This window comes from Pelagicoccus mobilis (assembly GCF_016595505.1).
GTDB lineage: Bacteria > Verrucomicrobiota > Verrucomicrobiia > Opitutales > Opitutaceae > Pelagicoccus > Pelagicoccus mobilis.
This window is the reverse complement of the sequence record NZ_JAENIL010000010.1, coordinates 73,260-87,732: the sequence shown is the minus strand read 5'-3', so window position 1 is coordinate 87,732 and position 14,473 is coordinate 73,260. Positions and strand designations below refer to the sequence as shown.

General features: G+C 55.1%; 15 protein-coding genes. 11 read left to right on the top strand and 4 right to left on the bottom strand.

What is annotated here, in order from left to right; translation table 11 throughout:
• Window positions 1-792, top strand: a complete 792-nt coding sequence (gene lpxA, locus JIN87_RS06930; RefSeq protein WP_200354811.1) for an acyl-ACP--UDP-N-acetylglucosamine O-acyltransferase — start codon at window positions 1-3, stop codon at window positions 790-792.
• Window positions 793-882: 90 nt separating this feature from the next.
• Here the strand turns inward: lpxA and JIN87_RS06925 are convergent, their stop codons facing one another.
• From JIN87_RS06925 to JIN87_RS06910, 4 genes are all read right to left on the bottom strand, one after another.
• On the bottom strand, window positions 883-1,776 hold the full coding sequence (locus JIN87_RS06925; protein WP_200354810.1) for a DUF72 domain-containing protein: 894 nt from the start codon (window positions 1,774-1,776) through the stop codon (window positions 883-885).
• A 72-nt stretch (window positions 1,777-1,848) separates the two neighbouring features.
• Window positions 1,849-2,286 (bottom strand): phosphoribosyl-AMP cyclohydrolase, encoded by a 438-nt coding sequence (hisI, locus tag JIN87_RS06920; protein WP_200354809.1) that lies wholly within the window; start codon window positions 2,284-2,286, stop codon window positions 1,849-1,851.
• A 74-nt stretch (window positions 2,287-2,360) separates the two neighbouring features.
• The gene (locus JIN87_RS06915) at window positions 2,361-3,065 is read right to left on the bottom strand and encodes an HAD-IA family hydrolase (protein ID WP_200354808.1); all 705 of its coding nucleotides are present in this window, start codon (window positions 3,063-3,065) and stop codon (window positions 2,361-2,363) included.
• Window positions 3,066-3,133: 68 nt separating this feature from the next.
• Window positions 3,134-3,433 (bottom strand): gamma-butyrobetaine hydroxylase-like domain-containing protein, encoded by a 300-nt coding sequence (locus tag JIN87_RS06910; protein ID WP_200354807.1) that lies wholly within the window; start codon window positions 3,431-3,433, stop codon window positions 3,134-3,136.
• A 379-nt stretch (window positions 3,434-3,812) separates the two neighbouring features.
• Between JIN87_RS06910 and JIN87_RS06905 the strand changes: the two genes are divergently transcribed.
• From JIN87_RS06905 to JIN87_RS06860, 10 genes are all read left to right on the top strand, one after another.
• Window positions 3,813-4,268, top strand: a complete 456-nt coding sequence (locus tag JIN87_RS06905; RefSeq protein WP_200354806.1) for a division/cell wall cluster transcriptional repressor MraZ — start codon at window positions 3,813-3,815, stop codon at window positions 4,266-4,268.
• 16 nt (window positions 4,269-4,284) lie between these two features.
• The gene (locus tag JIN87_RS06900; RefSeq protein WP_200354805.1) at window positions 4,285-4,494 is read left to right on the top strand and encodes a hypothetical protein; all 210 of its coding nucleotides are present in this window, start codon (window positions 4,285-4,287) and stop codon (window positions 4,492-4,494) included.
• Window positions 4,475-5,434, top strand: coding sequence for a 16S rRNA (cytosine(1402)-N(4))-methyltransferase RsmH (gene rsmH, locus JIN87_RS06895; RefSeq protein WP_200354804.1), 960 nt, complete (start codon window positions 4,475-4,477; stop codon window positions 5,432-5,434). Before JIN87_RS06900 ends, rsmH begins: the two co-directional genes overlap by 20 nt.
• A gap of 240 nt (window positions 5,435-5,674) precedes the next feature.
• A complete protein-coding gene (locus JIN87_RS06890; protein WP_200354803.1) occupies window positions 5,675-6,052 on the top strand; it encodes a hypothetical protein in 378 nt (125 codons plus the stop codon).
• 6 nt (window positions 6,053-6,058) lie between these two features.
• Window positions 6,059-7,861, top strand: coding sequence for a peptidoglycan D,D-transpeptidase FtsI family protein (locus JIN87_RS06885; protein ID WP_200354802.1), 1,803 nt, complete (start codon window positions 6,059-6,061; stop codon window positions 7,859-7,861).
• A gap of 77 nt (window positions 7,862-7,938) precedes the next feature.
• Complete coding sequence (locus JIN87_RS06880; RefSeq protein WP_200354801.1) at window positions 7,939-9,438, top strand: UDP-N-acetylmuramoyl-L-alanyl-D-glutamate--2,6-diaminopimelate ligase; 1,500 nt, start codon at window positions 7,939-7,941, stop codon at window positions 9,436-9,438.
• Entirely contained in the window at window positions 9,439-10,803 is a 1,365-nt protein-coding gene (locus tag JIN87_RS06875) for a UDP-N-acetylmuramoyl-tripeptide--D-alanyl-D-alanine ligase (RefSeq protein WP_200354800.1), read from the top strand.
• The gene (gene mraY, locus JIN87_RS06870; protein ID WP_200354799.1) at window positions 10,797-11,897 is read left to right on the top strand and encodes a phospho-N-acetylmuramoyl-pentapeptide-transferase; all 1,101 of its coding nucleotides are present in this window, start codon (window positions 10,797-10,799) and stop codon (window positions 11,895-11,897) included. Before JIN87_RS06875 ends, mraY begins: the two co-directional genes overlap by 7 nt.
• The gene (gene murD, locus JIN87_RS06865; protein ID WP_200354798.1) at window positions 11,894-13,183 is read left to right on the top strand and encodes a UDP-N-acetylmuramoyl-L-alanine--D-glutamate ligase; all 1,290 of its coding nucleotides are present in this window, start codon (window positions 11,894-11,896) and stop codon (window positions 13,181-13,183) included. The genes mraY and murD overlap by 4 nt, the downstream gene beginning before the upstream one ends.
• Entirely contained in the window at window positions 13,180-14,466 is a 1,287-nt protein-coding gene (locus JIN87_RS06860) for a muramidase family protein (RefSeq protein WP_200354797.1), read from the top strand. Before murD ends, JIN87_RS06860 begins: the two co-directional genes overlap by 4 nt.
• Window positions 14,467-14,473: the final 7 nt, after the last annotated feature.

The window sequence follows — 14,473 nt, the reverse complement described above, 5'->3', positions numbered from 1 at the left end:
ATGAGCGACAAGATTCATCCTACTGCAGTTGTCGACCCCAAGGCCGAGCTCGCAGCCGACGTAGAAGTCGGGCCTTTCGCGGTGATTGGCCCACAGGCTCGAATTGGAGCAGGTACCAAGGTTTGGCATCATGCAACGGTTTGGGGAAATACCTCGATCGGCGAATCCTGCGAAGTCTACCCGTACGCGAGTATCGGGATGCAGACCCAGGACTTGAAGTACAAGGGCGGCAGTCCGGGCGTGAGGATTGGGGACCGGAATATTTTTCGGGAGTATGTCTCGATCAATGCTGCGACCAATGATGGCGAGTGTACGGAAATTGGAGACGACAACTACCTGCTCGCGTACTGTCATGTTGGGCATTGCTGCAAAATAGGGAACCATCTGATAGCCAGTAATGGGGCCACTTTTGCAGGGCACGTAGTCGTCGAGGATTATGTTGGCGTTGGCGGTGGCGGGACGGCGATCCACCAGTTCTGTCATATAGGACAGCGTAGCTTTATTGGCGGTTGCTCAAAGGTGGAGCAGGATATCCCTCCGTTCATGCTCGGTGATGGTAACCCTGCCAAAATTCGATTCTTCAATAAGGTAGGCCTTGAGCGCTCTGGTTTTACGAAGGAGCAGATGGCGGCCGTGAAGTTCATTTTCAAGGCATTCTATCGCGAGGGATTGAATCGCCAGCAGGCGGTTGAGCTCGTAAAGGGTAGTGAGCATGCGGATACCGAAGAGGTTAAGGCGTATGTCGCTTTTGTGGAGGCGACAGAGCGAGGGATCACGGGCGGAAGCAAGTAGGTCGAAACGTAGCGCGGTGCTTTAGCCCGCGTTTTTTTATCGGTTTGATCTTGCAGTGGAGCTACGCGGGCTGAAGCACCGCGCTACCTGTTAGAACAAATCTAGTTGTTCGCTTTTTTCGTCGGGTTTTGCCCGGTCGCTTTCGAACTCTGGCAAGTCGGGGAGGAGCAGGTTGATTCGTTTTAGCTGCTCGTGCAGCATTCGGGCGACGTAGGGAGCGAAGGCGTCGTCGCCTGCGTGGGCGAAGATGTATGGCTTTTTTCCCTCGAGTATCCACTTGTTAATGACGGGTGCCCATTCTTTGATGTAGACGGCGTTTTTCTGGACTTTGTTTTTTCCGACGAAGCGAACGACTGGGTGCTTGCCGAGGGCCGCTTTGCGAATCGGCATTTGAGGCTTTCGATTGCGGGCGTCCCGTTCCTCGTCGTCGTCCGGCTCGGAAGCGTTGAGGGGGCGGGTGTCGAAGTCGACTTTGTCTATGCCGAGGTTCTCTAGAAGATCGTCGAGTCGCTTCTCGTTGTCTGCTTGGTCGTACCAGCTGATGTGCCGAGGCTCGATGGCGTAACGGAACTCTTTTGGGAGGGCTTTGAGGTAGCTCTGGAGTGTATCCAGATTGTTGATGTTGAAGGATGGAGGCAGCTGGAGGAAGGAGACTCCTAACTTGCCGCCGTGGGCTAGCGCTTCGAGGACTTTGAAGAATGCAGAATTCTCCTCTTCTGCGTCGCTGAGGCGACGCTCATGGGAAATGGCCTTGGGGAATTTGGGGGCGAATCGAAAGCAGTCGGAAGACTCTGCCATCCAGCGTTCCACGGTGGCCATTGGGGGGAGGGCGTAGAAGAGCGTATTGCCCTCGACCGTGTTGAAGACGCGGGAGTATTCTCTGAGCAGATCGGACGTGTCGGTGCCGGAGCGAAAAACCTTCCCGATCCAGTCACGATTCGACCATGCGGGGCAGCCAAGGTAGTAAGGAAGGGAGGAGCTCATTGGGTGGTTGGTGGGAGATTTGTATAAAAAAAAGAGGGGAGGCACTGAAGCCTCACCCTCTTGGTAAAGTCGTTATTTTTTGTATACTTCTTCCGGATCGAAGAGCGGTTCTCCGCCGTCGAAGACGAGAGCGTCGCCTTCTAGCTTTCGGTAGAAGCAGGACTTGTAGCCGTTGTGGCAGGCAGCCCCGTTTTCGCCGATGTCTGCCTTGACGAGAATAACGTCTTGGTCGCAGTCGGTACGGAGTTCCTTGACCCATTGGATTTGGCCGGAGGATTCGCCTTTCACCCAAAGCTTTCCGCGGGAGCGGCTGAAGTAGGTGGTCTTGCCGGTTTCGATGGTATGTCGAAGGGCTTCCTCGTTCATCCAGGCGAACATAATCACCTCGTTAGAATGGACCTCGGTTGTGATGCAGGGGATGAGGCCGTTGCTGTCGAACTTTGGCTGCAGCTTCAGGCCTTTTTCTATTTCCTCCTTTGAGGTGCGTTCATGGATGCATGTTTGTGACATAACGTGTTGCAAGTAAGGCGAGTGGGGGCGGATTGTAAAGCACTCCCTTCGCGGGCGGGGTTCCGGTTCAGGCTTCAGGTTCCGGGGAGGAGGGTGAGGAGTTGGTTGAGTTGGCTGATGCTGTGGTAGCCGTTTGGACTGTGGTCTTCTTCGTTGACGATACGAATGGCGTTCCAGCCGGCTGCGCTTGCTCCTTCGATGTCGTGCTGGAAACTGTCGCCGATGTGGAGGATTTGCTCTGGCGTTAGCTCAAGTTTGGCTTCGCAGTGGGAGAAGATTTCTCGGTCGGGCTTTTCGTGGCCGATTTCGCTGGAGACGAAGACGTGGTCGAGCAGTGGGGTGAAGTCGGTTTCGGCGAGGACTTGATGTACGCGGCTGTCCCAGTTGGAGAGAACGGCGATTTTGTATCCGCGTTTGCGGAGTTCGGTGAGGGTCTCCTTGGCGGTGGACTCAGGCTTCCAGCGGTTTCCTTTGCCGAATTCGTTCCAGAGATCGAGAAAGAGGGCGTCGAAGTCGCTTGGTTGCGGGGACAAGTGGGAGATGGATTCCTTGACAATGGATTGCCAGTAGCTCCATTCGCGTTGCTCGCCGTCTAAGACGGTCTTGTCTTTTGAGACGGAGCGGAAAGCGCGGCGGAAGCCTTCTTCGAGCTGGTCTTCGGGGTAATCGAGTCCGTGCTGTCGCATCACCTCCTGGTAGACCGCCCCGACGGACGGGTAGGGGTGGTAGAGCGTGTGGCCCGCGTCGAAGGTGATCGCTTTGATATTCGAGAAAGACACGGTGGGGAAAAGTGGGGGAGTTCGTGCGCGCTTTTGAACGTAACGTTACGTAGCAAACTGCGCGGCCCTTATTGGTCGCCTAGGCGTTTGAGGAGCTCGTAGCTGTAGAGGCCGGTGGCGTGGCCGTCGGAGAATTTGAAGCGGATGGCGTAGTTGCCGACGAACTGCCAGCTCTCGATGCGGACTTGGGAGTAGTCTTTGCCGTGCTCGCCGCCGTGCAAGACGCCCAGAATGTCGCGTTCGCCGGCGGTTTCGGCGCTGGGGGAGGCTGCTCGCAATACAGGGGCGAGGATGTAGGTCTCGCTGCCGTCTTCCCAGAGCAGGGCGAGTTCGTTGCCGATGAGCTGAATGTCTTTCGGGGGCGTCATAGTTTTGAAAATCGGAAAAAGGGGATAGGTCGCGGTGGCAGTTCTAGCAAGTCCAGAGCGGCGTTTTTGCCCGGACTTATTCCACTTGTTCCCGAGTTATTCACAAGGGATTTGGGGAGTGGTGGAAAGTGGGGATTTTTCGCTGCTGAGGGGTGGTGGACAACTTGGGAGCAAGGAAAGCGCGAAATGTCGGGTTTGGGGGAAATTCTCTCCCTGCAGGGGGAAATGGGCCTCGAATGTAAATCTCCTGTCAAGAAATGGCATGTGAATAACCTGTTGATAGTAAAAAAGGGCCATTGTGGAGGATTTTCATTGAAAAGTGGGGGAAAGTGGGGAGTTTTGGGGAAGTTTTTCACAGCTTTTCCGGAAAGAAGTTTTAATGAGCGCCCTGGGCAGACCAATTTTCGTTGGCAAACACCAACGAAACCTTGATTCGAAGAATCGTCTTACGATCCCTTCGAAGTGGCGCTTTGATGGGGACACAGAAGACGTATATCTGGCTTTTCCAGACCCAGGCACAGGCTCGATCCACGTACTCCCGCCGTCCCGTGTTGAAAAACTGATGGAGCTGATCGAGTCCCAAAGCCTGAGCGACGAGGAGATGGCCACGCTTCAGGACAAGCTTTTCTCGCAAGCCCACTCGTTTGGCTGCGACAAGCAGGGGCGCGTCAATCTCACCGAGGAACTTCTCGAGCACGCTGGCATCACCAAGGAGACGATGGTGGTCGGCCGTTTGACGGACTTCCGCATCTGGTCGCCTGATCGCTGGAACGCGGTCGATCCGAAGGCGAACAACGACGACATGGGCAAGATCATGAAGCTCGCCGGCATCTAATCAGGAGGAAGGTAAGATGAAGGAACGCCAATCAACACTCTCTTATATAATGGAAGCAGTCGGCCTCAGCCGCCGGAAGAAGCTTGCTCCTGGCGCTGGACGTTTTCTCGGCGTGGGAGGCACTTTCGGCCGCGGGAACATCCGCCACTGCTCAACATGGGATTTTGAATACAAGCTGCCACGCGTGGCGGCTCGCAACTACAACAGTGATTTCGGTAATCGATAGTCTAGTTGGCATCGCCCCTGATATGGAAGGACATGTGCCAGTACTTGCCGCGGAGACGCTAGAGCATCTTGCTCCTCGCGACGGTGGCGTGTATCTGGATTGCACCTTCGGAGGGGGAGGGCACACCGAGCTGATGCTCGAGCTCGCCAACTGCACCGTCGTAGCGATCGATCAGGACCCGCAAGCCGTTCTCCGTTCGGAGCGGCTCAAGGAGCGTTTCGGCGATCGTTTCCGTTTTCACAGAATGAATTTCGATACTCTCGACCAGTTGGATGAAGGGCCCTTTGACGGCATCCTATTCGACTTTGGCGTTTCCTCCTTTCAGTTGGACGAGGTAGATCGAGGTTTTTCTTTCCGTGGAGAAGCCCCTCTCGATATGAGGATGAATCCCGAAGCGGGTGTATCAGCAGCGCAATGGCTCGCCACAGCCAGTCGCTCTGACCTGATCCATGCGCTTCGCGTTTACGCGGAAGAAAAGAACTGGCGCAAAATCGTCGATGCGATCCTTGCGGCTCGGGAAAAAAACGAACTCACCACCACCACACAACTCGCGGACCTTATTCTATCCTGCACTCCCGCGAGAATTCGTTTTAGTTCCAAGCTGCACCCGGCTACCAAGGCATTCCAAGGTATTCGGATAGCGGTCAATGACGAGATAGGCGTAATCGAGCGCGGGCTGCCCGCTGCCTTCGAAAAGCTCAAAGTAGGAGGGATCCTTGCTGCGATCAGCTTCCATTCCTTGGAAGATCGCGTGGCGAAGAATCTGTTCCGACGTTGGGCGGGGAGGCCGGAAGGCGCGCACGACAATCGCCCACAGGACATGCGCGAGGTGTTGGCTGAGTTAATCAGTCGACGCCCCATAACAGCTGGCGACAAGGAAGTCGCGCAAAACCCGCGGAGCCGCTCGGCGAAGCTCCGTGTCATCAAGAAGGTAAAGTAGCAATAACATGAATACGTACGAACTACAGAGTCGCAGGAACATGAGAAATTCAACCACGCTTAAGTCTATACTTAATCGCCAATGCGTCACGCTTGGCTTTGGCCGTCCTCTCGAGGCAGGCCTTTTCGATTGCCGCCAAGAGGAGGCGATCGGCACTACCACCCCCACTATATCTTTCAAACCCTTTGAACGCGTCTACAAGATCCCCTCCCGTAATCGGGGACTTGCGCTAGAAGCATCATGAGCAAACGCCCGACTCAAAAAACTTCCCACACCTCATCCATTCTAAATCGTATCATCTGGCTGACCTTTGCCCTTTTTCTGTTTGTGGGCATGTTCGGTCTGAGCACTGTTTACCTGCGCCACGAAGCCGCTAAGCTCGCGAACGAGAACAAGGTGCTTTACGCGGAAATTTCCGAACAGAAGCGTCACATCGCTGAACTCGGCGCGGTGATCGCCCGTCAGACTACGCGTGACCAGCTAAAGTCGCTCAACAACGTGTACAGCCTCGGTTTGCAGCTGCCGCGTGAACGCCAGATCATACACGTGATCGAGGATCCTACGAAGCGCTTGTACGAAAAGCAGACGCAGTCGATGCTGACTGCATCCACTTTTTAAGGACAGATGGCAAGTCGTCCTGGAACGAAATTCAGATTTTGGATACTCGCTCTTTTCTTTCTTTGTGGCTATGGAGCGATCGGGTTTCGCCTGGTCGAACTGCATGCATTTAAGAGTACGGAACTAGTAGACGAACTGGAGAGCAGTCGCTTTCGCGTTTTGCGGGAGATGCCTCGTCGTGGGGATATCTATGATATCAACGGGGAGATTTTAGCGACCAGCCACATCTTTTTGGAGGTGGGAGTGGATCGGTATGAGGTGAAGCCGGAGGACGTTTCGCGTATTCCTCAAATCGCTGCTAATCTTGGACTTACGGTCGCTCAAGTGGAGGAGGCTTTCGGGCTGCAGAATGGCCGAATGCCGGCGGATATGCGTTCGCTCAATCCGCGTTGGAAATTGTTGAAGCGTCGTGTCGAGCCCCGTTCTTTCGAGGCGCTTAAGTCGCTTGGCATCAAGTGCGTGACGAGTACTAAGAGCTATGAGCGCGAATACCCGCAGGGAGCGCTTGCTTCGCACGTTATCGGGTTTGTTCGCAAGGACGGACAGGCGACGATGGGCGTTGAGCGGGAGTTTGACTACTATTTGAGCGGTGAGGAAGGATGGACCGAGACTGAGATCGGAGCGGGGCGACGCGAGATGGCGCAGTTTCGTCGTCGCCGCGTGACTTCGACGGACGGGTTCAATGTGGTATTGACGATCGACTCCTACGTTCAGGACGTGGTTGAGAAGGAACTATCGGAAATCGTTAAGAATTTTAATCCGCGTGCGGCTACGATCATCGTCTCCGACCCTTATACAGGCGAAATGTTGGGGCTGGGGAACTATCCGAATTTCAACCCGAACGAGTATTCAAAGTCCGACGACGAATCTCGGAAGAACCGTGCGTTGACGGATATTTTGGAACCGGGGTCGACTTTTAAGATCGTTGCGGCGACAGCTGCTCTAGAGGAGCGAGTGGTAAACGTTGAGACGCAAATCGATTGCGCTCAGCCGATCGCTGTCATGCCGGACGGATACAGAGTAAGACTGCCGAAGGATGATCACCCAATGGGAATGCTTTCGGTGGGCGAGGTTATTTCCAAGTCCTCGAATCGGGGCGCTGCCCACTTAGGCTTTAGGCTCGGAGGTCGCAACTTCTACGATTGGGTGGAGAAGTATGGATTTGGCGCATACAGTGGACTGGATCTGGGAATCGAGTCACGAGGCATTTTGAACCCGCCAAACAAGTGGGACCGTCTCACGCTTTCCCGTATGACCATGGGGCATGCGATCGCGGCGACGCCGATCCAGATTCACATGGCGACTTCGACTTTGGCAAATGGCGGTGTGTTGATGACGCCGCGTGTTGTGGCGGCGATCACTAACTACGAAGGCGAGAAGGTAGTGGAGTTTGGCCCGCTACCGAAACGAAAGGTCTTTTCGCGAGAAACCGCTAAGACAGTTACGCATTTGCTGGAAGAAGCCGCTTCGGTGAGAGGTACGGCCCGTCGCGCGGTTGTGGAAGGGTACCGGGTCGCCGGTAAGACCGGTACGACTCAGAAAATTATTAACGGCCGCTATTCCACTCGCGAGCACGTTGGCTCTTTTTCGGGATTTTTTCCCGCGGACAATCCTCAAGTCGTCATCACTGTGATCGTAGACAACGGCCGGCCGTCGACCGGCGGTTTGGGCTACGGTGGCGTCGTGGCGGCGCCCTCGTTTCGCGAAATTGCGAAGAAGCTGATTCCTCACTACGCGATTTCTCCCTCAACTTCGGCAGACGGGTACGCTCAGTACCGGGCCGGCAACCCTACAGCCGGAGGTCATTGACGTTGTTGCAGCTTGCTCTTGGGGGAAACTGGATTTCTCGAAGCAGGTCGTAAGGGAGAGTGAACGTAACCAAGAAGATGCAGTCGAAAGCAAAAAAGCTCAGCTCCCTCCTCGGGCCGGACTTCGCAAAAGCTCTTAAAGGACAACCTGATCCGAAAATCGAGAGACTCGCGATCGATAGTCGCCGAGTTACGCCGGGCAGTCTTTTCTTTGCCTTGCCGGGACTGCGGTCGGATGGAAATTCGTTTGTTGACGAGGCGATTTCTCGCGGAGCGGTGGCAGTGATTTCCTCTCAGCCACGGCGTTTTCGGAGCGGAAAGGTGGCGTACGTGACTGTTGAGAATCCGCGACTGGCGTTGGCTTCGGTTTCGAGAGCATTTTTTGGCAACCCGGACCAGACTCTTTCATTGATTGGGATCACGGGCACGAATGGCAAAACGACGGTTGCGTATCTGGTGAAGCAGATCCTGTCGAACATCGGTCATCGCTACGGTTGCCTTGGCACGATCGGATACGATTTGGTGCGTCGCACGGTTCCGTCTTTCCGAACCACTCCGGAGGCCTTGGACTTGTGCGACCTTCTAGCGCAGATGCGCGAGTTTGAGTGTCGAGGCGCGGTGATGGAGGTGAGTTCGCATGGGATCGACCAGCACCGGGTAAGTGGGATGAATTTCGAGGTCGCAGCGTTTTTGAACCTTACGCGCGACCACCTGGACTACCATCAGGATATGCAGTCCTACTATGAGGTGAAGCGTCGCTTGTTCAACGGGGAGAACGGCACGCTTCCGAAAGTCGCGGTTGTGAACGTCGACGACGAGTATGGAGCGCGGCTTGTATCGGAGATTCCAGAACAGGTAGAAGTGCTCACTTATGGCGAATCGGCTGATGCGATGTTTCGGGCGGAGATTGTGGAGCTGAGCTCCGAGGGATCCCACTTTACGCTGAAGACGCAGGATGGCGCGTTCGCGGTGCACACTCCGTTGGTTGGAGACTACAACGTGAGCAATGTCGCTGCCGCGTTGGCTGTTTGTCATGGGCTTGGCTTGAATCTTGAGAATTGTATCAAGGATCTGGATTCTTTTCCTGGAATCCCGGGCCGTATGCAGAAGGTCGAAGCGGGTCAGGCTGCAACGATTCTGGTTGATTATGCTCATACTGGTGATGCCTTGGAAAATGCTCTGGGAATGCTCCGCAAGGTTACCAAGGGCAGGCTCTGTGTTGTTTTTGGCTGCGGGGGCGATCGCGATAAGGGCAAGCGTCCGGTGATGACTCGTATTGCGAACGAGCTTGCTGACTATGCTTGGGCAACCTCCGACAATCCGAGGAACGAGAAGATCGAGGCCATTTTTGAGGATATGAAGGAAGGGCTTGTCGCTCCCGATCGCGTACAGTTTGTGCCGGATCGTCGGCGAGCGATTGAGCGTGCGATCGAGTTTTGTGGAGAAGGGGACTGTCTTCTAATTGCTGGGAAGGGCCACGAATCGTTTCAGGAGTATGGCGAAACGGTGGTGCCTTTCGATGACCGCAAGGTGGCGATCGAGCTCGTTGAGAATATGCGTCTAGGAGGTAGGGCGTAGGTGGATACGATTGATCCAATCGATTTGGCCAACTGGGCGGGAGGCGAATGGAAGCTTGGGATTCCGGGCGAGATTGTGGGGCTGACCAATGATTCGCGTAAGGCGGAAGAGGGGCAGCTCTTTGCGGCCCTTAAGACGTCAGCTCGTGATGGTCACGAATTTGTCGGGGCTGCTCAGCAGAAGGGTGCTGCCGGGGCGATTGTTGAGCGCGTTTTGGAAGAGGTCGATTTGCCACAGCTGCGAGTTCCGGACGTGAACGCGGCCTTGCTTCGCATGGCCAAGGGGTATCGTTCGTCTTGGCAGGCTGAAGTGGTTGGCATCACGGGGAGTTGCGGGAAGACGACTTGCAAGGAGCTGCTCGCGTGTTTGCTTTCTGGCGAGCCGACTTTGAGCACGTTGGGGAATTTGAATAATTTGATCGGCGTGCCGATGAGCGTGCTGCGTCCCGAGGGGGCGGCTGCGCGTTTCGCGGTTTTGGAGGCTGGGATATCCGAGCCGGGCGAGATGGAGCAGTTGGCTCGTGTGGTAGATCCCGAGTGGGGAGTGGTCACGGCGATCGGTCCCTCTCACTTGCAGGACCTCGGCACGGTGGAAAACGTTGCTCTAGAGAAAGGGAAGTTGTTGCAAGGCGGTCGCTTGAAGCGGGCGTTTGTGGGAGAGACGGCGGAACCGTATTTGAGTCAGCTGGGATGCGAAGGTGCATGTGTGGTGAAGCCGGATTCCTCGTTGTCGGCGGACTGGTCTTATCGCGTGGAATCCATTGGTTCTCGGTCTCGCTTGTCGCAGCGGTTGGAAGGCGTTGTTGAGACGTTTGAGTACGAGGGAACAGGAGCTGGATTGGCCTCAAACGCAGCGCTGGCGATCGCGGTTGCGTACTCGATGGGGATTTCGGTCGAGCGTTTGCGCGAGGCCTTGAGATTTTGGAAGCCATCCCAAATGCGGAACGAATGGCGGGATGTTGAAGGGCATTCGGTTTTCCTCGATTGCTATAATGCGAATCCCATCTCGATGAAGGATTCGCTCGCCACTTTTGTTACGCAAACACCTGAAGATCAACCGCGTCTCTTTCTTGTCGGTTGCATGGAGGAATTGGGAGCTGAAGCGGGCCGTTTGCATGAAGAATTGGGACGCTATTTTCCGCTGAGAAAAGAGGATTTACTGCTTGTGATTGGCGGCGAAGCGTCGAGCGTGTTGCGAGGTATGAAGAGTGCGGGGCGCGAGCTGGGAAATTGTTTTGAAATAACGGAAATCGAGGAGGCGAGAGACTATTTTGAGGGCTTCGTCGGCTCGGTGTTTTTGAAGGGGAGCCGTCGCTATCGCCTGGAGTCTTCGCTTGCTTTTATCAAGGGAGGTGCGGTGTGTTAAGTTACCTCGCCCAATACGAAGAATTCTTCGGCCCGTTCCGTTTGTTGCGCTTTATCACATTGCGGACGCTTTTTGCGTCGGGCACGTCTTTGTTGATTGGATACATGCTCGGTCCGTGGATGATCGCGAAATTGCGTGAGTTCAGTTTTCAGCAAAGTCTGCGTGACAAGAGCGAGGTGGGTAAGCTTGCCGAATTGCACGAGGGGAAGAAGAACACGCCGACGATGGGTGGGCTCCTTATTTGTCTAAGTGTTACGACGAGCTGCCTTTTGTGGGCTCAATGGAATGTATGGGTGCTCACCGCTCTGTTTGTTTATGTGAGTCTGACTGGCCTCGGCTTTATGGACGACTTCCTGAAGGTGTCCAAGCGGAACAGCAAGGGGGTCAGTTCTCGCTTTAAACTGGTTTGGCAGAGCCTGACGACTGTAGTGGCGATCGTAATACTGTTGAATAACCAGGATAGCGCCGAGCTGACGCGGCAGCTGTGGTTGCCGTTCTTTAAGGATGCGGTTATCGAATCGATGCCGATTTGGTTCCTGTTTATCTTCCTTTTCTTCGTCTTGGTGGGGTCCTCCAATGCGATAAACTTGACGGATGGAATCGATGGATTGGCGATTGGTTGTACAATCTCGTCGGCCCTCGTTTACGCGGTGATGGCCTACGCGGCGGGCAATGCGATTATCGCGGATTATTTGCTCATCTCTCACGTTCCTGGAGTTGGGGAGTTGACGATCATTTGCGGTTCACTGGTTGGTGCTGGGCTGGCGTTCTTGTGGTTCAATTCGCATCCGGCGGAGGTCTTTATGGGCGACACTGGTTCGCTCGCGCTGGGCGGATTGATCGGTACGATCGCGTTTATGGTGCATCAACCGGTAACGCTGGTGATCGTGGGCGGCATTTTTGTGATGGAGGCGATGTCTGTCATCTTGCAGGTCGCGTCTTTCAAGATGACGGGAAAGCGCATTTTCCGAATGGCTCCGATTCACCATCACTTCGAATTGAAGGGATGGGCCGAATCGAAAGTCGTGGTCAGGTTTTGGATACTTTCTTTGATCTTCGCGATCGCCGGGCTGGGGACCCTGAAGCTTAGGTGAGCGTGGGAACTGCAGAGTTGCCGGAATGGCTATCATCATGCGCTGGGTCGCCGGTGGCAATTTTCGGGCGGGCGTCCAGTGGGCAGGCTGCGAGCAACTTGTTGGAGGGGCTTGGTTACGAGTGTCATGTTTTTGACGAGCGGAGCGACGACGCTCGTTGGCGTTCGTTTGATGCCAAGGAGGCAGAGCTGCACAAACTGGTCGTTTGCAGTCCCGGGTTTGCGGCGGATCATCCATGGCTGCAGGCAGCGAAAGCAGCGGGCTGTAAGATCGTACCGGAATTGGATCTAGGGGCGAGTCTGTGGAAAGGGCCGATCGTGGTGATCACAGGAACCAATGGTAAGACGACGTTAACGGAGTTTTTGACCTCTGCCTTCAATAGCGCGGGGATGGAGGCCTATGCCTGCGGGAATATCGGGCGTCCGATCTCAAGCTTGATTGCGGATGACTACAATCGGGAGGCGATCGCGGTTTGCGAAGTGAGCTCGTTTCAGGCGGAGCTCACCAATCATGTACACGCGGACTACTTGTTGTGGACAAATTTCGACGAGGATCACCTTGATCGACATGGTTCGCTGAAAACGTATTTCGAATGTAAATACAGTTTAGCGGAGTTGCAGCGGGGAAGCGTCTTCTTGTTTGACCAGAGCGTTCTGGATTTTGGAGCGGAATTTGGCAAGACGCTCCCTGAATCGGGGCTGGTCGATAGCTCTTTGAAGTCTGAGGAGCTCGGAGTGTGCGGAACGATCTTCGAAAGCTTGCCCGAGCGGTACACCTATTTGATCGCTCGCTCGTTGTGGTTGCGCATGGGCTTGGAGGAGGACGAGCTGATCGAGGCGGCCAACAATTTCCAGAAAAGTCCGCACCGGATGGAGCTGATCGAAAATCGCGACGGCGTTTCGTACTGGGATGATTCTAAGTCTACTAACTTCCACTCGGTGTTCGGAGCTCTGGAGCGTTTTGAAAATCCGGTGGTTTGGATTGGCGGAGGCAAACGAAAAGGGGGGGATCTCCAGAGGTTTGTTGCCCGCTTAACCCCAAGTTTAAGCTCAGCTCACCTCATCGGCGAAACTGCGAGCGAGTTGGCTGCAGCTTTTACGGAGCACGAGCTTCCGGTTCGTGTCTATCCCGATTTGGAGAGCGCGGTTGCGGGAGCGACCGACCAAGCCCAATCCGGAACTAACATTTTATTAAGCCCAGGCTTTGCGAGTCTCGACATGTTCGATGGCTACTCTCAGCGTGGGGAAGCATTCAGGAGAGCAATTAGCCATTTGTCAGACCTATGAAACTATCAGCCTATAAGGAACTCGATTCGAGCAAGCGTGCTCAGACTTTGAGCCGAATCATTTTGATCGCGGGAGCCCACATCGTAATCATCGGAGGAGCTTTCCTGGTCACGAAGTTTGGGGATAAAGGGCCAGTCGATCCGAATGCTCCGTCGCTCGCGGGAGTGGGGACATGGTCTAGCCAAAGCTCGACCGCGGACCAACCAAGCGTGGACGCTGCTTCCGGTTCGCTTTTCGATTCGCGGGCCAGTGATTTGAGCGGTTACAACGCGGGAGAGGGCGAACGCCAAGTGCTCCTCGCTTCGAACACGGCATCGACCAATTCGGCGGCTCCCGGCCGTTACGCCCCGCGCCGTCCTAGCGATTCGGGTTCTTCGAATGCAGGAAGCTCCAGCACGCTCTTCCCGTCAACGAGCTCGCCTTCCAGCAACGATGACGTGCTCCAGCCGGTTCGCCGCCAGAGTGACGAGCTTTATCCTTCCCGTACTTCAAGCGCTCCAAGCAGCAGCTTGTCTCAAACGATCGAATACAAGATTCAGAATGGAGATAGCCTGTGGGGGATTTCGCAACGCTTCAAAGTTAAGGTAGCCGACATCACTTCTGCGAACCCAGGCATCAAGGCGAACGCAATTCGAGTCGGGCAGACGATCAAGATTCCTCGTTCTACGGCAAACGCGTCGCTGAGCATCGCGACTCCTGCTCAGGCGGCATCCTCTGCGACTAAGCCACCAGCTAACGGAACCATTTATAAGGTGAAGGCGGGCGATAGCCTTTCCCGCATCGCTTCGCGCCAAGGTCTCACCGTTTCCCAGCTTAAAGCGGCGAATGGTCTTTCGAGCGATATGATTCGAATTGGCCAAGAGCTGGTGATTCCTTCGACTCGCAAGAGCAGCGCGGCTTTGGTCTCTCAGCAGCATCGCGGGCCAAAGGTTACGGTCAAGGCGGGCGACTCGGTTAGCAAGATCGCTGCCGTTTACGGCGTGTCTTCGACCGAGTTGATGCGTTTGAACAACATCACTGATCCGGCTCTTCTTCGTATCGGGCAAACCATCTTGATCCCGGAAGGTGGCCGAGCTTCTAGCGTTACGCGTACGGTGACTCCGCCGCCGGCGGCAGATCCTGTACGTAGCGATCCGGTACCGACCCAAAGTCAACCGTTGCAGACGCTCGATCAATTGCAGCCGCGAGCGACTCCTCAAAGTTCTACTTCACTGCCGACGCTTGATGATGCGTTTGGCGCTGAGGATCTTGAGGATCAGCCGCTTATCCCAATCAAGGAATAGTATCCTG